This is a genomic window from Kitasatospora xanthocidica, from assembly GCF_014656195.1.
Taxonomy (GTDB): Bacteria; Actinomycetota; Actinomycetes; order Streptomycetales; family Streptomycetaceae; genus Kitasatospora; species Kitasatospora xanthocidica.
On the sequence record NZ_BNBY01000024.1, the window covers coordinates 65,328 to 86,593 of the forward strand.

Sequence of the window (21,266 nt, forward strand, 5' to 3'; positions counted from 1 at the left end):
CCCGGCTTGGACGGCGGCAGCGGCGGGACGATCTCTCCTGACGGTCTCGCACCCCAGTGCCCCGGGGCCGGCTTCGGCGGCCCGGGCGGCCCGGGTGCCTGGGACGGCTTGGGCCTCCCCGGATTCGGCGACGGTCTGCCGGGATGCGTCCTGATCACTCCCGTCCTGTCCTGTCCTCCCAGCGGTTCCACATCCGTCTGCGCCCCCGGCCTCGCCCAGTACACCGTCCCGGCCCAGGCCGGCACGCTGACCGTCATGGCCGTGGGCGCCGCGGGTAGCGGCGGCGGCGGCGGTCAGGATGCCAGCGGCATCTACGGCGACGGCGTCAGCGGCCAGGGCGGCACGGGCGGCGGCAGCCCTCACGTGCACCTTCACCGGGCTTCAGCCGGGTACCGTCCTGGACGTCACGGTGCCCTTCGCCACTTCCGGCGGGGCGGGCGGCTACGGTGGCACCGCCGGCAACCCCGGCCACGGCGGCAAGGGCGGCCAAGCCGCGTCCGTCACCGGCCCCGGTGGAATCGAGATCCTCGCGCCCGGCGGAGGCGGCGGAGCCGGCGGTCACGGCTCCGCCAACCGGCCTCCGGGCGGTTCCGGAACCGCCGGCAGCCCGGCGGGCCAGGGCGGCGGGGCGGGTGGCTCCGGCGGCTTCTCCCAGGCCACCGGCGGCCAGGAGGGCACCGACCCGGTCTGCGCGGCCACCGCCACCGGCGTGAACGCCACCCCCACCCTCTACACCGGCACCGCCGGCGCCGCGGTGACCGACGGTCAGACCGGCAGCACCGGTGGGACCGTCACCCTGCCTCCCGCCGTCACCAGCGACTGTCCCGCCGGCGCCACGACAGGCAACGGCGGAAGCGGCGGACGCGGCGGCAACGGCGGCCGGAGAGCACAACCCCACGGGCAGAACGGTGAGAACGGGACCGCCGGCGCGAGCGGCTGCGTCCTCATCGTCGCCACCCCGTGAACCGAGGGCGCTGCCGGAACGCGGCCGGCTTCGGAGAGAAGGTCCTGGCCGCGGCCCGCCCACTCGCTGATCTGCCCGGCGACCGTCAGCGAGGCGCCTGTCGTCATTCGGTCGAATGCTCGGTCGAATGACGACAGGCGCGGGGGCGGGGACAGCTGGCGCCCACCAGACCCCTGACGGGCCCCGGTGGCGAGCAGGGCGTGGGGGCGAGGGGTCAGGGCGTGGCGGTGAGGGCGGGCCACAGGGTGGTGGCTGTGAGGGGCCGGGCGAGGCGGGGCGCCCAATAGGTCTCGTCGCCGTCTTCGTCGCGCCAGGACCACAGGCGGGTGGTGGCGAGGTGGAGCGGGTTGAGCCGGGTGATGCCGATGGCGCCGTGGAGTTGGTGGGCGATGCGGGCGATCTCGGCGGCCGAGGCGGATGCCTGGGTCTTGGCGGCGGCGACGGCGAAGTGCGCGGCGGGGCCGCCGATGTCCAGCGGGACGGCGGCGGCCTGGACCACGGCGCGGACCAAGGCGGCTTCCTCGATCAGCCGCGCCTCTTCCTGCTTGACGGCCTGGAAGCGGCTGAGCGGACGGCCGAACTGGGTGCGGGCGGTGGTGTGGGCGACCGTCAGGTCGACGCAGCGTTCGGCGGCTCCGGCGATCAGGGCGGCGCGGGCCAGGGCCGCGCGGAGCCGGGCCTCGTCGAGTAGTTCCGGGGAGACCCGGCGGACCTGCGCGGCGGGGATCTCCACGGCGGCGAGGTGCAGGTCGTCGCGGGGTTCCTCGGCGAGGTTGACACCGGGGGCGAGGACGGCCCGGTCGGGGGCGAGGGTGAACAGGACGGGGCCGGAGGGGGCGGTGGCCAGGACGACCACGGCGGTGGCGGTGCGGGCCCAGGGGACGCGGCGCAGGGTGCCGGTGACCAGCAGGGTGTCGTCGTCGCCCGAGCAGCCGGCCGAGCCGACGGGGGAGGCGGCCGGACGGGCGTAGCGGATCGTCAGCTCGGGGGCGACGGCGTAGCCGAGCGGGCCGTCGGGGACGGGGAGGCCGGCGCGGCGCAGCAGGGGGCGGGCGACCAGGGCGGTCTCGGCGAGCGGGCCGGGGACGGCGCGGCGTCCTGCTTCCTGGGCGGCGGCGAGGAGCTGGGCGGTGGAGGCACCGGGGGAGGGGAGGGCCACGGCGTCGGGGGCGGTCGTGTTGGTGACGACGGCGATGGAGTCCGCGTCGGCGTAGAAGGCGGTGGTGTCGTAGGCGTCGGCGGAGATGACGGGGGCGCTGGTGTCGATCGTGTGGGTGTTCATCGGTGCTGCTCCAGACCGCGAGTGACGATGCCGCGAAGGATTTCGTTGGTGCCGCCGCGCAGCGTGTAGCCGGGGCTGTGCAGCAGGGCGAAGGCGAGCAGTTCCGGGTGGGTACCGGGGGTGGCGTACGGATCGGCCGGGGTCGGCAGGATGCCGCGGACGGTGTCGACCAGCGAGCTCTCCAGCCGGGTGCCCAGGTCCTTGACCAGGGCGGCCTGGGTGTCGGGGGAGGCTCCGGCGTCCAGGGCCGCGGCCACGCCGAGGGACAGCCGGCGGATGCCGTGCAGACGGGCCGTCAGAATGCCCACCTGGGTGAGCTGTTCGGCGGTGGCCGGGCGCCGCTCCAGTTCGCGGAGCAGGGAGACCAGCAGGGGGAAGGTGGACAGGTAGCGTTCGGGGCCGCTGCGTTCGAAGGCGAGTTCGCCGGTGACCTGCTTCCAGCCGCCGCCCCGCTGCCCGAGCAGCATGCCGTCGGGGACGTCGACGCCGTCGAGGTGGACGGCGTTGAAGCGGTGCTCGCCGCTCATCAGCCGGATCGGCTCGACCCGAACGCCCGGGGCGCGCAGGTCGACGATGAACTGGCTGAGACCGGCGTGCCTGTCCTCGGTGTCGTCGGTGCGGGCGAGGACGATGGCGTAGTCGTTGACGTGGGCGCCGCCGGTCCACATCTTGGTACCGGTCAGCCGCCAGCCGTCGGCGGTCCGTTCGGCACGGGTGGCGACCGAGGCGAGATCGGAGCCGCTGCCCTTCTCACTCATGCCGATGGAGAAGAAGCACCGCCCGGCGGCGATCCGGGGCAGGAAGAACCGGCGCTGCTCCTCGGTGCCGTGCTGGAGGACGGACGGGCCGGCCTGCCGGTCGGAGACCCAGTGGGCGCTGACCGGGGCGCCGGCGGCGAGCAGTTCCTCGATCACCACGTAGCGCTCCAGGAAGCCGCGGCCGGCGCCGCCGTACTCGACGGGCAGGGCCATGCCGACCCAGCCGCGCTCCGCGAGGCGGCGGCTGAAGTCGGGGTCCCAGCCGGCCAGCCAGGAGTCGGGGCGGCCGAGTACGGTGCCGCGGGCGCGCTCCTCGTCGAGAAAGGCGCGGACCTCGGCGCGGAGCCGGCAGGCCGATTCGGGCAGGACGACGTCGGGGAATGCCATCGGTGAAGGCGTTGAAGGCGTTGAAGGCGTTGAAGGCGACATGGTTCATTCGCTCCTGGGCTGGTGGACGAGCGGTTGACTTCTTCTCGGTACGGGACTTCGGTCAGCCTGTGGGGTGCAGCAGGGAGGGGTCGAAGCCGACTTCGCGGAGGACCTCGTCGGTGTGCTGGCCTATGGCCGGGCAGGGGCGCAGCCGAGGCTCGGGGTCGGCCGAGTAGCGCACCGGGTTGCCGATGACCCGGTAGCGGCCCTCGGTGGGGTGCTCGGCCTCGTACAGCAGGCCGCCCTCCTGGGCGTAGGCGGTGGTGGCGGCGGAGGCCAGGTCGAGCACGGCAGCGGCGGCGATGCCCGCCCGGTCGCAGAACTCCTGCCACTCGGCGCTGGTGTGGAGTGGCGTCAGCTCGGCGAGCAGCGGATAGAACGCGTCGGCGTTGCCCGCCCGGTCGGGGCCGGTGGCGAAGCGCGGATCGACGGCCAGTTCGGGGCGGCCCACGAAGGCGGTGAAGTCCCGCCAGTTGCGGTCGCTCTGCGGCAGGATGCACATCCAGCCGTCGGCGGTGCGCAGGGCGCGGCGCCGCGGGCTGAGCGAGCGGGGCGAGCCGAACGCCCCGTCGGTGTCCAGGGCGGCCGCTCCCAGGTGCTCGACCAGGTTGAAGGCGAGCATGGTGTCGGCCATCGGGACCTCGATGTGCTGTCCTGTGCCGCCGTGCTCCCGGTAGTGCAGCGCGGCCAGGACCGACTGGGCGATCTGCATGCCGCAGATCTTGTCGGCCAGCACGGTGGGGACGTAGTGGGGTTGGCCGGAGACCTGGTGGTTGAGCCAGACCAGGCCGCTGGCCGCCTGGATGACGTCGTCGTACGCGGCGTGGGTGCCGTAGCGGCTGTCGCTGCGGAAGCCCTGGGCGTTGGCGTAGATCAGGCCGGGGTTGACGGCCGCGACGTCGTCGTAGCCGAGTCGGAGCCTCTCCAGGGCCTGCGGGCGCACATTGGTGATGAAGACGTCGGCGGTGCGCAGCAGGGCGAGCAGGGCGTCGCGGCCGTGCGGGGCCTTGAGGTCGATGGCGGCGCTGCGCTTGTTGCGGTTCAGGTTGAGTGCCGCCCCGCCCATGCCGGGGTGGCGCTGTGGCGGGTAGTGGCGCGTCATGTCACCGGTGGGCGGCTCGACCTTGATCACGTCGGCGCCCAGGTCTCCCAGTTGCTGGGCGGCGTACGGAGCCATGATCACGCCGGCGAGTTCGACGACGCGGACTCCGGCGAGGAGTCCTCGGCCGGACGGGCTGTTCGGCTTCCTGGACATCTTCGGCTTCTCGGACATCTTCCGGTCCTCCTTGGGGAACGGGGCGGGACGGGCGAACGGCGAACGGCGGGCGGGATCGCGCCGCGAGGGGGTGCGGTGAACCGCGCGACCGGCCCTCACCGGCCCGCGCGTGGCGCACTCCGGTGCCGCGGAGCGCTCAGCGCCACCGGAGGGCGGCGGACCCGAGCGGGGAGCGCCGACCGGGCTGGGGGACCGGGCGCCCGCTGTACGCGAACGGTGTCGCCGGTTCGGTGAGCGGGCCGAAGTCCGTGTCGGTGGTCGACAGCGCGGCGAGTGGCGCCCGCCCGGGCCGGGGCAGGTCGCGTACGCTCTCCCGCGCGAGGAGTCCGAGTTCCTGCACCCAGTGGCACACCCCGGCCAGGGTCACGCGGATCCGCCAGGAGCCGCCCTCGGTCGCACGTCGGCGCAGGACCGTTGCGACGGCGGCGGCCCCGAGGTAGGCGGCGAGGTAGTCGTTGAGCAGGTACGTCGGCGGCAGCGAGGGCCGGTCGGTCCACTCATCGACGGCGAATCCGGTTGCGGAGCAGGCGAGTTGGTCGAACCCGCCGCGTTCGCCCCAAGGGCCGTCGGCGCCCCAGGCGTGGTATTCGAGGGTGATGAGTCCGGGGCGGCGCCGGACGAGCTCCTCGGTCGACGCCCCGTGCCGGGCGAGTCCCCGGTAGGCGTGCACGAAGACGTCCGCGTCCTGGAGCGTGTCGTGGAAGGCCGCGCGGTCATGATCGTCGCGCAGGTCGCAGTAGGCGTTGCGTTTTCCGCCGCCGGTCATCGCGATCATCGGGATCGGGTCGGGGCGGTCGGGGCGCGACAGGTGCAGCACGTCGGCGCCGAACTGGGCGAGGAGCCGCGCCGCGACGGGACCCGCGATGACATGGGTGAGATCGAGCACCCGCACGCCCGCGAGCGCCTCCTCGGCCTCACCGACCGGCTCCAGCGGCCGGACCGGTCCGTCTCCGACGCGTTCGATCTCGACGACCGGACGCCGGGCCACGTACCGCCCGGCGGGGTGCGCGAGCCACTCGTGGCGGGTGCGCACGACGCAGGCGACGCCGCCCCGCGCGCAGACGGCCTCCTCCAGCGTGAAGGCGTCCCAGCCGGCCGCGGCCCGCGCGATCCCCACCTTGTCGAGCCCGCACCTCAGCACGGAGTGGACCGCGTCCCGCAGATGCGGATAGGTGGTGATGATGAAGATCCACCGGCCGTCGCGGGCCCGGTAGAAGTCGTTGTTGCCGAGCAGCGTCGGATCGTCGAGGAGAGCACCGAGCGGGCGTCCCGAGAGCGTCGTGTGATACGTCGCCATGAGCTGGTCGATCGCGGCCCCGGCCCGCACCCGGACCCTCTGGTGCGGGTGGCCGCGCTGTTCGCCGAGCGCCGCCGTCTGCCGCCCGAAGACCCCGATCGCGGCGGACATGGCATCGGCGAGGCGGTGCACCGAGGGCACCAGGGGATCGGCCCCGACGACGGTGATGTCCTCGGCTCCCCGGGCCGGGTCGGGGTCGCCGAGGGTGTGCAGCAGCCGGGAGACCATCTCGCCGGTGGACGGCGGAGGCGTCGGCCCGGTCGTGGTGGGCGGGTTCGAAGTCATGCCGGGATGCTCGTTCCCGGTACCGCACGGGCGCCCGCGTTCACGGATATCCGTGAACTGATGCGAACGTCACCTCCGCCCCTCCTGGATGTGCGCGAGGAGCCGGGCCGCCGCCCGGTCCAGACCCAGACGCTCCGAGCGGCCGCGACGCCGGTGCGTCAGAACGAGGGCGCCCGTGACGACGGGGCCTTCGGTGACGGGGATCGCGAGCGCGCTGACCTCGGGGTCGGCCAGACCCTCGCTGCGGCTGATCCGCGACGCACGGATCGCCGGGAGCGCGCGGCGGAACTCGGCGACGCCCTCGGGGTCGTGGCGGGCGAGCTCGTCGAGCAGCCCACGGCGCTCCACCTCGTCGGTGAAGGCCAGCAGCAACCGGCCGGCGGCGGTACGCAGCAGCGGCCGGGCCATGTGCTCGTCGGCGAGCGGCACGAGCCGGGGAATCTCGTCCTCGCCGCCGCGCGCGAGGTGCACGGCGTCGAGCCCGACCCGCACCGTGAGCAGCACCGGGGTCCCCGCGACGCGGCTCAGTTCGTCGAGTTCGGCCTGGCCGATCCGCGGGACGACCCGGCCTGCGATGAGATTGAGGACGTGCGGGGCGGGCCCAAGCCGGAAGCGCCGGTGCTGTTCCAGCAGAAAACCGGTCGCGACAAGGCCGTTGACCAGATCCTGCACCGAACTCGCCGGCGCCTCGACCGCCCGCGCCAACTCGGCCACGGTCACCCCGCCCGGCGCCCGCGCGGCGGCCTCCAGGATCCACACGACCCGGTCCACCGTACGGTGACGCCGCCGCTGGCCGTGCTCGCTCATCCCGCCCCACCCCGTCGTTCGTGTGCGTCGTCGGCCGCTCGGGCCGACACGGCTTGTCGATCCTTTCCCGCACCACTCCGACGATCAAGAGGGCCCCGGCCCCCGCCGCCGACCCGGCCTTTCCTGCTCAGTCCGGCGGGCGCGGGCTGCTGGGCCTCGTTCCCCGGGCCTCGTTCCCCGGGCGCGGAGACGGGGTCGGCGCGTTTTCGGGACTGCCGATCGGGCCGGGCGGTCCGGGGCGCTTCCCGGGGGGTGCGCGGAGGCATCCGGTGGAGCCGCCCGTGGCTGGGGCGGCTCCGTCTGGTGCCGGGTTCAGGTGAGCAGTTCGACGCAGTCGTAGGCGAAGCCGGGGCTGAGGAATCGCGAGCCGCTGCTGCCGGAGACGACGGTGACGGTGAGCGTGTTGGTGCCGGGCCGCAGGGCGGAGGCGGGGACGGTGAAGGCGTAGGTGTGGTTGTTGCCGCGGTAGGAGCCGACCGTGAGCGAGCGGGTGCTCGGTTCGGGGCTGGGCGGGAGGACGGGTGAGGTCCAGTCGTTGAGCCGGATCCGGGGGCGGGCGTTGAGGAAGGCGGTGGTGATGCCGATGTTGAGGGTGCGCGGGGCGGCGGCCTGCTCTGCCGTCAGGTCGAAGGTGACCTTCCGGCCGTCGTTGACGTCCCGCCACTGGTAGGCGGGGAAGTCGGCGTCCGTGGACCGGCCCACGGTGAAGTCGCCGGTCCACGGCTCGGCGCGCACGTCCGAGGGGTGTGCGTGGGTGACCAGGCCGGCATTGCGGAAGCCGGCCGGGGTGCCGTCCCAGCGGCCGATGCGCCAGATCGCCGGAGCCCGGCCCGGGTCGTCGGAGGGGGTGAGGGTGATGGTGTGCAGGGCGGTGGTGCTGCCGGGCCGGACGGTCACGGTGCCGGTGCGGACAGCGAGTTCGCCCTGGTAGACCGTCCAGGTGTAGTCGCCGGGCAGCATCCGGCGGGCGGCGTACGCGCCGGTGCCCGGGGCGGCGGCCGCCCAGTACTGCGCGTCGGCGTTGGCGAACCCGACGGTGTAGGCGAGGGAGGGGTCGCGGCCCGAAATGCCCACCCCGGCCACGGCTCCGCGGCCGCTGTCGCCGACCCAGCCTTCCAAGCCGAGACCGTCCACCCAGGAGGTATCGACGCGCTCGTGCCACAGCTCCGACGAGGGCGCGCCGCCGTCGGTGAAGGCGAGCACGTACGGCCCCTGGAGGCCGAAGCGCTTCGGCTCGGTCTGGTTCTCGCCGTAGTAGAGGATCTCGTACAGGCCCGCGCCGTTCTCGTAGGAGTGCCGCATCAGGGAGCGGTAGAACGGTCCGCCGGACGCCTTCTCGTGGTTGCTGCGCACCATCCACAGGCCGACGCCGGGCTTGCTCCAGCCCACGTACCGGTAGTCGATGACCCGTTGGTTGGAGTAGTGCTTGGACCGGGTGGTGCCGTCGGGCCGGCGGCGCACGTCCTGCGCCTCGATGAGGACGTCCTGGGTGGAGTCCCAGGAGTCGGGGTTGTCATTGGGGAAGAGGCCTGGGGGGACGCGCACGATGTAGCGGGTGACGGTGATCGAGTCGTCCGCCTTGTCGGTCCACAGGTAGACGTTGTTCTCGCCCTGGCGTGCGGCGTAGTAGTGGCGCAGGGTGCCGTGGGCGACGCTGACCAGGATGGTCCCGCCGTGCTGGGCGATGCTCACCGTGGACTGGCCGAGGCCGGATTCGACCTGGGAGTTCTGCCCGTTGTAGCCCTGGTACTCGGTGCCCCGGTAGACCAGGGAGGTCAGGTCGCCGGTGCTCCTGCTGACCCGGAAGACCAGGTCGGCGCCGGTGCGCACGGTGTACTCGCGGCCGTCGTCGGTGTAGCCGAACATGCCGCTCGCCGTGCCGCCCGCCGGGGTGGCGGCCTGTGCGCCGGACAGGCCGCCACCGGCGCCGGCCGCCGCCCCGCCCAGGGCGATGCCCGCCGCTCCGGCCCGGGCCAGGAACCGGCGGCGGCTCTGAGGATGCTTGCTCATGCTGCGATCGTTCCTCTTCGGTCGACGGCTGTCACAGGTTCGGGTAGATGGGGAAGCTACAGGTGGGCACCGCACCGCTGCCAGAGGGCAGGGCGGTGACGGTCGCCGCTGCCGCTGACGATCCGCCCGTCGAAGCGCTCAGCCCCGGGCAGCCCCGTCCGGCGCACCGCCTCCGTTGGCTCACCAGCCGCTGAGCCCCCAGACTCACGCGCCAACTCCCTTGACCCGTGCAGCCGTTGTCCTTTCCAGGGTTCAGTCGGAGGTTCGACCCGCCGCGTAGTGCCGAGCGCATCCGTCTGCGCCTTGTCCGAGCCCGATGTCGGTGCTTGACTTTGCGTCAGTCGAGCCTGTCACCGGACGGGCCGCGAACTACGGGGGATGATCAATATGCCTGACTGGAGTGGTGGGTTGGCCCACGCCGTCGCCGCTGCCGGCCTGACCACGGCGGTGCTCGTCGGTGTCGGTGCCGCGGCCGTCAGCGACGGCGCCGACGCCCCTGACGGCCAGCGGCGCCCGACCAGCGTGGTCGGTACCGACACCCAGGGGCACTACCTGGGTGCGGGTGCCCCCATCTGGAAGACGGAGATGGACGGGGCGGGCCAGACCACCACCTGAGCCCGCAGCGGACCAGCGCGAACCCCGACACCTGACCACTCGTCGGGGCGGCCGCCACCGGCCGCCCCGACGGGCCGTGCCGGCGCCGGTGACCCGGCCGACGCAGCAGTGGCGCGACGACCACGCCGCCTTCCAGACCCGAGACCAGGCGGGTCGCGTGACCGGGCTCCTGCTGCCGGGCGGCAGCGGGGCCGACCGGATCGTGGAACGGGCCCGCGAGGCCCGCCCCGGGGATCCGGCGCGGGCTCGCATGGTGCTCGCCGCCGACCGCGAACCGCGCACCCGGGTGGGCACGTTTGCGTACGGCCGTCACCCCCCGGAGCGAGGCCGAGGCCCCGGCCCCGGGCTCCGGGTCAGTGGACGGGGCGGACCTGGAGGGCGTTGATGCCCCAGTGGATCGACGGGTCCGAGGTGTGCACGGTGAACTGGAAGTCCCGGCCCGGGCGGGCGGGGATGTCCACCGAGCCGACGCCGACGGAGTCCACCGGGCACTGCACCGTGAAGTCGGCCGGAGCCGGACCGCCGACGTGCACCTGCACCGAACCGCCGCCCTGACAGCCGACGGTGACGGCGATCGGCAGCGTCTCGATCACCGAGGCCGTCACCGCGCCGCCGTTCCCGATCCAGTCGGGGATCGAGAACATGGTGTCCTCGTCCGAAGCCGGCGGCAGGATCCGGCCCGTCCCCGGCTGGCCGAAGGGCTCGTCCGGTGCCGGTGCCGGATCGGCGGGCCGCGCCGACGCCGTCCCGGCGAACGCCAGCGTCACCCCCAGCACCCCGGCCGCTGCGGCGAGCGTGCGCGTCTTCGTCCGCTTCATCGTGGTCCCCCCTGCCGTGTTCACCTGTCGTACCGGTGTTCGGTACACGAAGTTGATCCTAGAACGCGGCACCGACAGCGCGCACGGGAGGCCGCCGTGCCGACCAGGACCACCACCAGCTGTGGAAACGAGCGCCAGCGCCGCTCCCACGCCCGGCCCTCCCCGCCTTCTCCCACACCCCGGCGCAGGTCGCCAGGTGCGCCGCGGTCTGCCCGTCCTCGGTGCGAGGGACGGTGCCGTTCGATGAACGCCCGCAGACGGTGCCGCTCCTCGCCGGTGCCGGCGGTGTATGCGAGGTGGGCGGCGAGCCGGTACACCCCGCGCCGCCGGCGGACAGCTCCGGGGCGGGGACGAGGTCGAGCGGGCCACAGGCCTCGCCCCGGGCGCCGGAAAGACCCCAGGCCCGGCAGGGAGCGATCCTCGCCGAGGCCCTGCGCGACGAGTACTTCAAGGACGGCGGCCGCCGCGCCGGCGGACTCGACGTCGAGCTCAACGACGTCGCACGGATGGACGTCGAGCTGTAGCCTTCGCGGCCGGAGGCCGCTGGCGTCCGGCTGTTGTGACTGAGCGCTTCAGCTGGCGGATGAGTGCCCTGGGTGACGAGTCGGTTCGCCGGAGACCAGCCACCGCCAGCGTCGGCGCTCCGTGACCAGAGTCGCGGCGGCCAGCAGGGTCACGGGGCCGGCCGCCCACACAGGCCAGGCCAGCCATGAGGAAGCCACGGCCGAGGCGAGTTGGAGCAGCACCAGAAGGATCGTGACCCAGCCCGGTACTGCGATGATCACCTGTGCTTTGTCACCTGGAGTGGAGAAGCACGTGGGAAGGCCGACCAGGAGTACCACGGACAGAGCGGCAAGCAGCCAGGAGTGGCCGGCCAGCACCCAGGGCGTCGCCACCCATGCGACGAGTTCCACCGCGAAGCGCAGAACGGACGCGGCGCGGTCGTCCGGTCGGGCCGAAGTCGATTCCCCCGCAGTATTGATCACCTGTGGACGGTTTCACCGCCCGCACCCAACGGTCAAGTGTCTGAGCGCCGTTGCTCGCCTCGGCACCGTTCGAGGTGCTGCCTGCGCTGTCGGCGTGAGCGCCACAGCGGCCGCCATCCTGCTGATCCAGCACAGGTGACGGACCTGCGTGCCAACGCCGCCCGCTTGGAGATCGGGCCTGCGGGCGACCGGTACGCCACCGCGCTGAACAACGAGGACGGGCCCCGCCACCTCGACCTGCGCGCCATCGGCAACAGCATCCAGCTGACCGCGTCGCCCACCGACTGCGAGGGCACCGCCGACGTCTGGCAGGTGCGGCTGCGCGACGACGACAACGGGCAGAAGACGGCCCGCACCGTCGGCGACTGGGGCAACACGCAGCAGCAGGAGCCGGCCGACTGGCGGCAGCCGGCCAACGTCGTACTGATCACCAGCCTGCCGATCGCCGGCTGCAGCCTCGCCGTCAGCATCGTCGTCGGACTGGAGAGCACCGTACCGCTGCTGATGGTCGCCGCGGTGGCCACCGGCACCGGCTCCCTCGCCGCGCACCGGTTCCTCAAGTCGCAGATGCACTACGAACCGGTCGCGTCCGTCTTCTGCGACCGCCGTGCGCGGGCCCTGTGCCCGGCGTCGCCCCGGCGCTACAGTTCCCGCACCGCAGCGGGGCTTGCGGACGGACGCGGGTGGGAGGCGGCGGGGATGGGCTCGGGGGTCCTGGCGAAGCTCGGCGGAGGGATCGGCGGGCGGACGGCCGCACTGATCGCCGCCGGAGGACTGACGGCGGCCGGCGCCGGCGTCTGGTGGGCCGTCCACGGCCCCGCGCTCCACGTGGTGCAGCGCAGTGCGCAGGTCGTGGTGGCGGGCGGCGGCGAACAGACCGCGGTGGCCGGCTGCGCCAAGCACGAGACCGCGCTCAGCGGCGGGTACGCCGTCGACGGCGACGGGTTCGCCACCACCAGCGAGTTCCTCGGCGGCTCCGACTGGCTGGTGTCCGCGTACAACCCCGGGGGCACCTCCGTCACCCTCACCGCCTACGTGCTGTGCGTCAACGCATCGGTGGAGTTCGCTCCGCGCGGCGAGTACACCATGCAGGCGCACGCCTTCCAGGACCGCAGCAGCGACAAGATCGGGGGCGGCGACCTGACCGAGCAGGGCCCGTTCGCCGGGCTGACCGCGAAGTCGATGGCACAGCCCTACTGCGACGGTGGCGGACTCGTTCAGCTCGGCGTGGAGTTCCGGGCCACCCGCCTGGTCACCGGACGGGCGGTGGCACCCGTACCACTGGCCGAACTGAACTCGGCCTCCGCCGACACCGGCTCCAGCGCCCCCAGTTACTGGGCCGCCAAGACCAACCCCGGGACCGCGCTCAGCACCCGACCGTTCCCGCTGGGCGACAGTGACGGCGCGGAGCGCATGACCCGGATCGTCGATCCGCAGCCGCCCGAGGCCAACTACGCGGTCGGTGTCCGGCCGATCTGCGCCAAACTGCCCTCCGCCACCATCGTGACCGGCGCGGTGGACGTTCCCGCCGGCGGAACCGCCGCGGCCGCCGTCGCCTGCCCCAAGGGCCGCTTCGTCGTGGGCGGCGGGTACAGCTTCCGGGAGAAGGCAGTCGGTGGCGCCCCGCGCTTCCACAGCGACGGCTGGCTGTACGCCCCGGCCTCCGGGCCCACCCCCGGCGCCAGCGGGCACGCCGTCAAGGACTGGCAGATCACCGGCCGTAACCGGCAGCAGGCCGGCGCCCAGTACGAGGATTCGGTGTGGATCGAGCACAGCGACCGCGAAACCTCCACCGGCAACGTCTACTTCGACAGCCACCCGCACGGCGCCGACGACCAACTCCTGCGCGGCACCACCGCACCGGACAGCCAGCACATGGTCGCCGCCGCCGTCTGCGCCACCATCGACGCCGAACCCACCGAGCCGGGCGCGGTCCACGTCGCCACCGGGCTGCCGAAACCGCCGCCCGCCGTGGACGTCCCAGGGGGGATCGCCTCACCCGCCGTCGTACCGACGGTCCCGCCCTCCGTCTTGCCGTCGACCCCGCCGTCGACCTCGCCCTCGCAGTCCGGGTCGCCGCAGTCGCCCTCGCCCAGCCCCTCCGCCGTGCCGAGCACCCCGTCCGGTCGGCCCAGCAGCCACGGCCCGACCGGAGCCCCGCAGACCACCCCGTCCGTTCGGCCCGGCAGCCAGAGCCCGACCGGAGCCCCGTCGACCGCCCCGAGCAGCCCGCCCACCGCGAACCCCGAACCGCAGCCACCGGCCGTCACCATCGAGCAGCCCGCCTCCGGCGGCACCCTGCGGCGTGGCTGCGAGGAGCACTTCAGCGGCACCGCCCACACCCGGCCCGGCAACCAGCCGATCACCGACCCGCAGGCCACCACCTGGCAGCTGATCGGGCCCAACGGACCGCTCACCCTCGGCCACGGCACCACCGCCACCTTCACCGTCCCGCTGCTCGCCGACGGCACCTACCCGCTCGTCCTCACCGCCCGCGACCCCGCCAACGGCCTCACCGGCCGGACCCAGACCAACGTCCGCATCACCGGCTGCCTGCGCTGAGCCGCCCGCACCGAGCCGCACCGCTGCCGCCGTGATCTGCCACGGCCGCCCCCAGCCCACCGCCACGCTGCGCCTGGAGGTCACCCGCCGGCGGTGGGTGGGCGTGTTCTCTACAGTCCGGGTGTCTCATGAGGCACAGGGCCTGGGCGCGGATGGGTCGACCTGCGGGTGCCTGTTGGGCTGTGGGACATTGCGATGCCACCGTCCTGGTGTCACGAATGAACGGCGCACCAGGTTGACGACTGGTCTTCCGCCGCTCATCAACTCCGACCAGCACGCCGTCAGGCGGGCTCGGATGCGCTACGCGTTCGTCACTGGACGGGACGTTCTACACGCCGTCCCGTGGTGCGGCCATGAGGCCTCGCTCGGATCGTGCCCTGCCGTCCGGGTCTGGTGGGACATCGGGATAATGATCTTGGATGCTGGCTGGTGCTGGGCGAGGGGCGGGCGGGGTGCGGATCAACGTTCTGGGGCCGCTTCAGGTTGTGCGGGGTGGGGACGGGGCGGACTTCGAGGTCGGCGGGGCGCGGCTTCGGCTGCTGCTGGTCCGGCTGGCTCTCGACCCCGGGCGCGTGGTCACCCGTGAGCGTCTGGTGGACGACCTCTGGGGAGACACCCCGCCGGAGGAGCCCGCCGGCGCCCTGCAGTCCCTGGTTTCCCGGCTCCGCCGGGCGCTGGGGGCCGACCGGACCGTGATCGGTTCGCACCCCGCCGGGTATCTGCTGGACCGGCCCCGGGCGAGCGTGGACGCCTGGGACTTCGAGCAGCGGGTGGCCGCAGGGCGGGCGGCGCTGACGGCGGGCCGGTCCGCCGAGGCGGTCGCGCTGCTGGACGGGGCACTGGAACTGTGGCGCGGGGCACCGTTCACGGACGCCGCGAGCGCCGGGTTCACCTCCGCGCCGGCGGCCCGGCTGACGGAGCTGCGGCTGGCGGCGCTCGAGGACCGGGCAGACGCCCTGCTCGCGCTCGGCAGCACCGAAGCGCTGCCGCGGCTGGTCGCCGAGCTCACCGGGCTCTGCGTCGCGCATCCGCTGCGCGAGCGGGCCGCCGTCAGGCTGATGCGCGCGCTCCACGCGGACGGGCAGCAGGCGGCGGCGCTGAAGGTGTACGAACGTACCCGGCGGGCACTGGCCGAGGAACTGGGCGCCGACCCGTCCGCCGAACTGCGCGACGCCCACCTGCAGGTGCTGTCCGGCGCAGGGTCGCCGGCGCCCAGGCCGGCCCCAGCTCCCACAGGGTTCCCGGCCGGGCGTGCGGCACTGCCCACTTGGCTCACCGCTCTGGTCGGCCGCGACGAGGCGCTGGCGGCGGTTGGGGAGCGCCTGCACCGGTCCCGCCTGGTGACGCTCACCGGGCCGGGCGGTGTCGGAAAGACCCGGTTGGCGATTGCGGCCGCGACGGCCGCCCCGCCCGCGACGGACGTACGGCTCGCCGAACTCGCGGGCGTCGACGGGCCGGACGCAGTGACCCAGGCCGTACTGACAGCTGTCTGCCGCCCGGCGGAGGCCGGCGTGCTGGCCGGCGGCCTGCCCGCCGGCGAGCAGGCCGGGGACCCCGTCGACCGGATCGTCCGGGCCATGGAGGGCCGAGAGGTCCTGCTCGTCCTGGACAACTGCGAGCACCTGATCGAGGACGCGGCCCGGTTGACCCATCGACTGCTGGCCGCCGCGCCCCGGCTCACCGTGCTGGCCACCAGCCGCGAACCGCTCGCAATCACCGGCGAGGCGCTCTGGCCGGTGACACCGCTCGCCGTGCCCGAGCCCGGCTCCACCGCCCAGGAAGCGCTCGCGCACCCGGCCGTCGACCTCTTCACGGAACGGGCTGCTGCAGCCTGCCCCAGCTTCACGCTGGACCACGACACCGTCGAGCCGGTCGTCCGGATCTGCCGGGAGCTGGACGGCCTGCCGCTGGCCCTCGAACTGGCGGCGGCCCGGCTGCGGGCCCTGAGCCCCGGACAGGTCGCGGCGCGGCTGCACGACCGGCTCCGGCTGCTGGACCGCGGCCCACGCACCGCTCCCGACCGGCACCGCACTCTGCGCGCCGTCATCGACTGGAGCTGGGAACTGCTCGACGAGGACGAACGCGCCCTGCTGCGACGGCTATCCGTGTTCGCCGGCGGAGCGACCCTCCCCGACACACACCTGGTCTGCGCCGACAACTGGCCGGGCGGGCCGGCGCCCGACCCGACGGCCGTGGAGGACCTGCTGGCGTCCCTGGCCGACAAGTCCCTGGTCGCGGCCGTCGGCCGGGAGACCGGCACGGTGCGCTACCGGCTGCTGGAGACGGTCCGCGCCTATGCCGCCGAACGGCTCGCCGAGGCCGGCGAGGACGACCGAACCGGCGCCGCCCACCTGCGCTGTTTCGTCGAGCTCGCCGAGAACGCCGAACCCCGGCTGCGCACGGACGGCCAGGCCGGCTGGCTGGCCCGGCTCGACGCGGAGCAGGGCAACCTGGACGCGGCACTGCGCCGGGCGGTCGCCGTCGGCCCACCGGAACACGCGCTGCGGCTGACGGCCGCCCGGGCCTGGCCCTGGTTGATGCGCGGTCAGGGTCGTGAGGCCGGTGAGTGGACGGCGGCCGTTCTCGCTGCCCACGGCTGCACTCCGCCGCCCAACCTGGAGCAGGCACACGCCCTGTGCGTGGTCCTGGCCCAGCTCACCGCCCCGCTCCGGGAGAGCGGCGAGTCCGCGATCCCACCGGAGGCGATGGGCGCGGCACTGGTCACGGCACAGCAGGCCGACCACCCGGTTGCCCTGGCCGCCGCGCTGCTGCTCGCCATGGCGGGACCGCCGGAAGCAGTGGGCGCGACCGCGCAGCGGTACGCCGAGCACCCCGACCGGTGGATGCGGGCCGCCGCCCATCTGGTGCTCGGCCGGATCGAGTTGGGCGCGGGCCGGATCGGGCACGCCGAACACTGCCTGCGGACCGCGGTGGACGGCTTCCGCGCCCTGGGTGACCGCTGGGCGACGGCCATGGCGCTGGTCACGCTCGCCGCGCTGCTGTCCGTCACCGGCGCGGCCGACGAGGCCCTCGCGGCGCTGACAGAAGCCGGTGAGCGGGACGCCGAGATGGGCGGCTCCGGCGAGGCGCCGCTGTCACCGCTGCTGTCTGGCCGCCTGCGGGCGCGCTGCGGCCAACCGGCCGCGGCCCGGGCCGACCTGGAGCGAGCGCTGGCCGAAGCAGAACGGGCCCGGGACCCGCACCTGCAGGCCGCGGCCCGCTACGCGCTCGGTGAACTCGCGCGCCGCACCGGGGACTTGGGGGAATCGCTGCACGGCCAGCAGGAGACGCTGCGGCGCCTGGAGCAACTGCCGACGACCGGCCCCGGCGCCCCCGCGCGCCTGCACCTGCTCGCCCTGCTGCACACCAGCCTGGCCCGCACCCAGCAGCGGCGCGGCGCGCCGGACGCGGCCGGCCCGCTGCACCGCCGGGCCCTGGAGCTGGCCGCCAGGAGCGGCGACCAACCAGTGCGGGCGGACGTGCTGGAGGGGTTCGCCGAGTACTGCCTCGACCTCGGCGAGGCAGCGCGCGGTGCGGCGGCACTGGGCGCCGCGTACGGCCTGCGCGGGACCCACGACGCGGGCGATCCGGAGCTGCGGGCCGTCCTGGACGGCTGCGCCGAGGCTCTCGGGGAGGCCGGCTTCCGGTCCGCCTGGGAGCGCGGTCGGGCGTTGTCGCGGCCGGAGTCGCTGGCTCTGGAGGCGGGCTGACCGCCCCCCCGGGGGGGCTGGCCGGATGTGCGATCAGCCGCTGAACGGCGGCTTGGTGGGTGCGCAGACCGTACCGGGAGCGGGCAGGACGCCGTCGATCAGGTAGCGGGTCTCGTGCTCGGCGGCGCAGTCGCTGGGGTTGGCCAGCACGGTGTGGCCATAGCCGTCGACGGTCAGCAGCCGCGCGCGGGCGAGCGAGCGGGCCATCGCGCGGGACCCCTCGTACGGCATGGCCGGGTCACCGGTGTTGGCGACCACCAGGACCGACCGGGCGGTCGGCCGGTTCCACGGGCCGTCGTAGCGGTCGCGGTCCCGGACGGGCCAGTCGGCGCAGCGCTCGTCGGCCCAGGCGAAGTACGGGCCCACCTCACCGGAGCGGGCCCGGGCGGACGCGGCCAGAGCGGGGTAGTCGGCCCGGGCGGTCGGGTTGGCGCTGTCCGAGCAGACCACCGCGAGCGCCTGGTCCGGAGACTGGTGGGGGACGGGCGGCAGCGGGGTGCCCGGCGCGGAGAGGGTCTCGGTGGCGGTCCAGAACGTCTGGAGCCTGGTGCCGAGCTGGCTCCAGTCGATGGGCAGCTTCGCGACGGGGTTGGTGGCGTACAGGTAGGTGATCGTCGTCTCCACGGTCGAGCCGGCGGTGACGGTCGCCCCGTCGACCACGACCGGCCGGGTGCGCAGCCGCTGGAGCAGCTCGCCGTACCTGGCCCGGGTGGCGGCGGCCGTTCCGGCGGAGAAGGCGCAGGTCCGGGGGCCGGCCTGGCCGCACTGGTCGAGGAAGGCGTCCAGGACGCGGCCGGCGGCCACGTCGCTGCCGTTGCGCAGCAGGGTGCCCGTGGTGGCGGCCTGCCCACCGTGACCGGTCGACCAGGCCACCGGGTCCGGGGCACTGTCGAGGACCATCGCGCGGACCCGGCCGGGGAACAGGTTGGAGTAGGTGGCGCCGAGGTAGCTGCCGTACGAGGTGCCCAGGTAGCTGAGCTGCCGGTCGCCGACCGCGCGGCGGAGCAGGTCCATGTCCCGGGCCACGTTGGCGGTGGAGATGTGCGACAGCAGGGCGGGATTGCGGGCCGCGCACTGCCGGGCGAGGCGCTGGTAGGCCTCGGCCCAGGCCTTCTGCTGGTCCGCGCCCTCGGGGTAGCCGGCGGCCGTGCCCGCCAGCAGGGCCTGCTCGTCCGCCGGGTCGTCGAAGCACTGGACGGGAGCGCTGCCACCGGTGCCGCGCGGGTCGAAGCTGACGATGTCGAAGCGCTGGCGCACCTCTTCGGGGAACTGCCCGAGCATCATGGGCAGGGCCACGGTGCCGGCTACGGCCGGGCCGCCGGGATTGTAGAACAGTGAGCCGATCCGGTGGGCTCGGTCCTGCGCCAGGTGCCGGATGACAGCGAGGTCGATCCCGGCGCCGCGCGGGTCGTGGTGATCCAGCGGGACGCGGGCGGTCGCGCACTCGAAGCCGTCCGCGCACGCCGCCCAGGCGAGTCGGGGCACCGGGACGGTGTCCGGCGCGGCCACCGCGGTCGTCGGGCACACCGCGGCCAGCAGCGCGGCCGCGGCGGCACCGGCGACGAGCCGCCAGGCTGCCTCCCGCCGATTCGCGGTGCGGGAGGCCCTGGGTCGGCGCGGTCCTGCGGCCGGGCCGGTGGGAGGGGAGGTGCGAGTCACGCGGGTGCCCTTTCGTCGACGGTCCGGGCAGTCGTAGGCGCTCCTCGGTTGCGGCGCACCGCCCGGCACATGTGACAGTTCCGCACCCCGCTGGCAGACCGCTGGCATTCCGCTGGCAGCAGCTCAGGCGCCGTCCGGCAGGGAGGCGGGAGGCGCACCGCCAATATGGCCTCTGGCCTGGTGCCGTGCGGCGAGGGCTACGAGGAGCGGCCACATCGTGTACCAGGGGACGAGGGGGCGTACCCACGGACCGCAGACGGCCGTTGCGGCAAGGGTGAGCAGGCCGAGTGCGGCGAAGGCGGCCGGGCAGGAGAAGAGCCAGCGGGCTGGAGGCTGTTCGACGGCCTGGGTGTGGGGGTCCGCTGTCACGGCGCGCACGGGTCCCCGGGGGCGGGGGCGGGCGACGGGGCAGGGGTACGGGTCATCAGGGCTCCGGAGCGGGGCGGCGGCGGACCGGGTCGGTGGCCCGGCAGCGGGCTCATGATGTGAGGGAGTGTCCGGGGCCGGCCGCCGGCTGGTCGGCCGGCCCCACTTGGCTGGTCTGGGCGGAGCCCGGGTACGCCGCCCGCCGTCGGACGGGACGTACCGGGCTGCGCGGGCTTGGTGGCGGCGGGGTTCAGCCGCTGAGGGCCATCCAGCACAGGGTGGCCACGCCCAGGGCGGCGTTGACGGCGATGAGCGCGGCCGTCCACGCGGTGCCGGAGCGGCCTTCGCTCTCACGCCGGGTGACGATCGCACCGGTCACCACGACGATGTCGAGCACGGCGAGTGATGCCAGAAGTTCACGCATACCGGGCCTCAGCAGATGTGGAGGGAGACGAGACCGGAGACGCCGGAGCCGACGGCGAGCGCGGACGACAACGCCCCCGCGGCCTCCGCCGATATCGCGATCCCGACGACGGTGATGCCCCCGGCCAGCGCCGCCGCGCCGAAGACCGGCGCGCCGATGGTGTAGACGGCGGTCATCGCCGCCGTGTGGCAGAAGCCGTGCTGCTGAGGGCCGGTGTCGGCACGCAGGACGAGGGTGCCGTCCACGTCGGCCAGCTCCACGGTGACCGCGTCCGCCGTGTAGACCGGAACGGACCGGCCCGGCCGCAGGCCGTCCTGGCGCGCGGCGTCGACGGCGGCGAGGATCTGCTCGGTGACGGCTTGCCGCGCTGGGTCGGCCTGGGCGACGGCGACGGCGCCGTTGTCGCGGGGAAGCGCCACGGCGGCCGAGGCATTTCCGGCGGCGGCCAGGAGCGAGCAGGTGACGACCACGGCGAGCGCGGTCGAGAACGGGCGAAGAACCCGGGAATTCATTGGTCCCTCCGATGAATTACTGCCGGCTGGGCAGTGAGGCCCCGAGTGGGCCTCCTGAATCTATCTGTCGCAGGAAAGGCAATCGGGCAGGCCGCAGTAGGCCGCAGCTTCCTGCAGATTCCGGTGCAGCTTCCTGAAATCCGGCGCGGGACGCCGGTCGTACGCATCCGGGCATGCCGGGATTCGCCGCCGATGGCGGGATCGCGTGACGTGCTTCCCCCGCCCGGCCGGCCCGAGGACGGGGTCCGTTCCTGGCGGATTCCTGCGGAGCCGCCGGTGCCGGCCTCGTCGATGCCCAGGCGCGGTGCCTGGCAGTGCCGGCTTGCGGACCGGGAGACGGGCGGCCGAGCCGAAGCGATCTTGCTTCCGGGACTGTGGCATACGGGACGACGGAAAAGGAAGTGGCTCTGCGGCCTTTCTCGGAAGACGGGACTTAGGTCCCAGCCCGGGGAATCTTTGGTCCTTCACCGAAGGGGCTCGAAGTCACCACTGCCGGCGGCGATATC

General features: G+C 74.2%; 16 protein-coding genes. 5 read left to right on the plus strand and 11 right to left on the minus strand.

Translation table 11 applies throughout. The annotated features are described in order from the left end of the window. Positions 1–409: 409 nt before the first annotated feature. On the plus strand, positions 410–964 hold the full coding sequence (locus IE332_RS30935) for a hypothetical protein (protein WP_189922868.1): 555 nt from the start codon (positions 410–412) through the stop codon (positions 962–964). Positions 965–1,178: 214 nt separating this feature from the next. Here IE332_RS30935 and IE332_RS30940 read toward each other — a convergent pair whose 3' ends face one another. The 6 genes from IE332_RS30940 to IE332_RS30965 all read right to left on the minus strand — a co-directional run bounded on the left by IE332_RS30940 (position 1,179) and on the right by IE332_RS30965 (position 9,108). Beyond that, the gene (locus IE332_RS30940) at positions 1,179–2,246 is read right to left on the minus strand and encodes an acyl-CoA dehydrogenase family protein (RefSeq protein ID WP_189922870.1); all 1,068 of its coding nucleotides are present in this window, start codon (positions 2,244–2,246) and stop codon (positions 1,179–1,181) included. Further along, positions 2,243–3,391 (minus strand): acyl-CoA dehydrogenase family protein, encoded by a 1,149-nt coding sequence (locus IE332_RS30945; protein ID WP_189922877.1) that lies wholly within the window; start codon positions 3,389–3,391, stop codon positions 2,243–2,245. The genes IE332_RS30940 and IE332_RS30945 overlap by 4 nt, the downstream gene beginning before the upstream one ends. A 103-nt stretch (positions 3,392–3,494) precedes the next feature. Beyond that, a complete protein-coding gene (locus IE332_RS30950) occupies positions 3,495–4,706 on the minus strand; it encodes a CaiB/BaiF CoA transferase family protein (protein ID WP_229929054.1) in 1,212 nt (403 codons plus the stop codon). 139 nt (positions 4,707–4,845) lie between these two features. Further along, complete coding sequence (locus IE332_RS30955; RefSeq protein ID WP_189922879.1) at positions 4,846–6,291, minus strand: CoA transferase; 1,446 nt, start codon at positions 6,289–6,291, stop codon at positions 4,846–4,848. A gap of 69 nt (positions 6,292–6,360) precedes the next feature. Beyond that, positions 6,361–7,098, minus strand: coding sequence for a helix-turn-helix domain-containing protein (locus IE332_RS30960; RefSeq protein WP_189922881.1), 738 nt, complete (start codon positions 7,096–7,098; stop codon positions 6,361–6,363). Positions 7,099–7,410: 312 nt separating this feature from the next. Then, a complete protein-coding gene (locus IE332_RS30965) occupies positions 7,411–9,108 on the minus strand; it encodes a rhamnogalacturonan lyase B N-terminal domain-containing protein (protein ID WP_189922883.1) in 1,698 nt (565 codons plus the stop codon). A gap of 387 nt (positions 9,109–9,495) precedes the next feature. Between IE332_RS30965 and IE332_RS30970 the strand changes: the two genes are divergently transcribed. Then, a complete protein-coding gene (locus tag IE332_RS30970; RefSeq protein ID WP_189922885.1) occupies positions 9,496–9,723 on the plus strand; it encodes a hypothetical protein in 228 nt (75 codons plus the stop codon). Between the two features lie 353 nt (positions 9,724–10,076). Here IE332_RS30970 and IE332_RS30975 read toward each other — a convergent pair whose 3' ends face one another. Continuing rightward, positions 10,077–10,541, minus strand: a complete 465-nt coding sequence (locus IE332_RS30975; RefSeq protein ID WP_189922887.1) for a hypothetical protein — start codon at positions 10,539–10,541, stop codon at positions 10,077–10,079. Positions 10,542–10,837: 296 nt separating this feature from the next. Here IE332_RS30975 and IE332_RS30980 point away from each other — a divergent pair, with 296 nt between their 5' ends. Beyond that, complete coding sequence (locus IE332_RS30980; protein ID WP_189922889.1) at positions 10,838–11,065, plus strand: hypothetical protein; 228 nt, start codon at positions 10,838–10,840, stop codon at positions 11,063–11,065. A 48-nt stretch (positions 11,066–11,113) separates the two neighbouring features. Here the strand turns inward: IE332_RS30980 and IE332_RS30985 are convergent, their stop codons facing one another. After that, positions 11,114–11,527 carry a hypothetical protein gene (locus IE332_RS30985; RefSeq protein ID WP_189922891.1) on the minus strand — a complete coding sequence of 138 codons (414 nt, stop codon included), beginning with the start codon at positions 11,525–11,527 and terminating at the stop codon, positions 11,114–11,116. 135 nt (positions 11,528–11,662) lie between these two features. On the opposite strand from IE332_RS30985, the gene IE332_RS30990 reads away from it, so the two are divergent. After that, the gene (locus IE332_RS30990; protein ID WP_189922893.1) at positions 11,663–14,089 is read left to right on the plus strand and encodes a hypothetical protein; all 2,427 of its coding nucleotides are present in this window, start codon (positions 11,663–11,665) and stop codon (positions 14,087–14,089) included. Positions 14,090–14,574: 485 nt separating this feature from the next. Then, complete coding sequence (locus IE332_RS30995; RefSeq protein ID WP_189922895.1) at positions 14,575–17,799, plus strand: AfsR/SARP family transcriptional regulator; 3,225 nt, start codon at positions 14,575–14,577, stop codon at positions 17,797–17,799. Between the two features lie 33 nt (positions 17,800–17,832). Here IE332_RS30995 and IE332_RS31000 read toward each other — a convergent pair whose 3' ends face one another. The 3 genes from IE332_RS31000 to IE332_RS31010 all read right to left on the minus strand — a co-directional run bounded on the left by IE332_RS31000 (position 17,833) and on the right by IE332_RS31010 (position 20,760). Further along, positions 17,833–19,458 (minus strand): alpha/beta hydrolase, encoded by a 1,626-nt coding sequence (locus IE332_RS31000; RefSeq protein ID WP_189922897.1) that lies wholly within the window; start codon positions 19,456–19,458, stop codon positions 17,833–17,835. 616 nt (positions 19,459–20,074) lie between these two features. Continuing rightward, positions 20,075–20,248 carry a hypothetical protein gene (locus tag IE332_RS31005; RefSeq protein WP_189922899.1) on the minus strand — a complete coding sequence of 58 codons (174 nt, stop codon included), beginning with the start codon at positions 20,246–20,248 and terminating at the stop codon, positions 20,075–20,077. 8 nt (positions 20,249–20,256) lie between these two features. Further along, complete coding sequence (locus tag IE332_RS31010) at positions 20,257–20,760, minus strand: hypothetical protein (RefSeq protein WP_189922901.1); 504 nt, start codon at positions 20,758–20,760, stop codon at positions 20,257–20,259. Positions 20,761–21,266: the final 506 nt, after the last annotated feature.

What these genes read in the sequence shown, in the direction of transcription:
- IE332_RS30940 (WP_189922870.1), bottom strand. Translation starts at nt 2,246, where the DNA reads ATGAACACCCACACGATCGACACCAGCGCCCCCGTCATCTCCGCCGAC.
- IE332_RS30945 (WP_189922877.1), bottom strand. Translation starts at nt 3,391, where the DNA reads ATGGCATTCCCCGACGTCGTCCTGCCCGAATCGGCCTGCCGGCTCCGC.
- IE332_RS30950 (WP_229929054.1), bottom strand. Translation starts at nt 4,706, where the DNA reads ATGTCCGAGAAGCCGAAGATGTCCAGGAAGCCGAACAGCCCGTCCGGC.
- IE332_RS30955 (WP_189922879.1), bottom strand. Translation starts at nt 6,291, where the DNA reads ATGACTTCGAACCCGCCCACCACGACCGGGCCGACGCCTCCGCCGTCC.
- IE332_RS30960 (WP_189922881.1), bottom strand. Translation starts at nt 7,098, where the DNA reads ATGAGCGAGCACGGCCAGCGGCGGCGTCACCGTACGGTGGACCGGGTC.
- IE332_RS30965 (WP_189922883.1), bottom strand. Translation starts at nt 9,108, where the DNA reads ATGAGCAAGCATCCTCAGAGCCGCCGCCGGTTCCTGGCCCGGGCCGGA.
- IE332_RS30970 (WP_189922885.1), top strand. Translation starts at nt 9,496, where the DNA reads ATGCCTGACTGGAGTGGTGGGTTGGCCCACGCCGTCGCCGCTGCCGGC.
- IE332_RS30975 (WP_189922887.1), bottom strand. Translation starts at nt 10,541, where the DNA reads ATGAAGCGGACGAAGACGCGCACGCTCGCCGCAGCGGCCGGGGTGCTG.
- IE332_RS31005 (WP_189922899.1), bottom strand. Translation starts at nt 20,248, where the DNA reads ATGCGTGAACTTCTGGCATCACTCGCCGTGCTCGACATCGTCGTGGTG.
- IE332_RS31010 (WP_189922901.1), bottom strand. Translation starts at nt 20,760, where the DNA reads ATGAATTCCCGGGTTCTTCGCCCGTTCTCGACCGCGCTCGCCGTGGTC.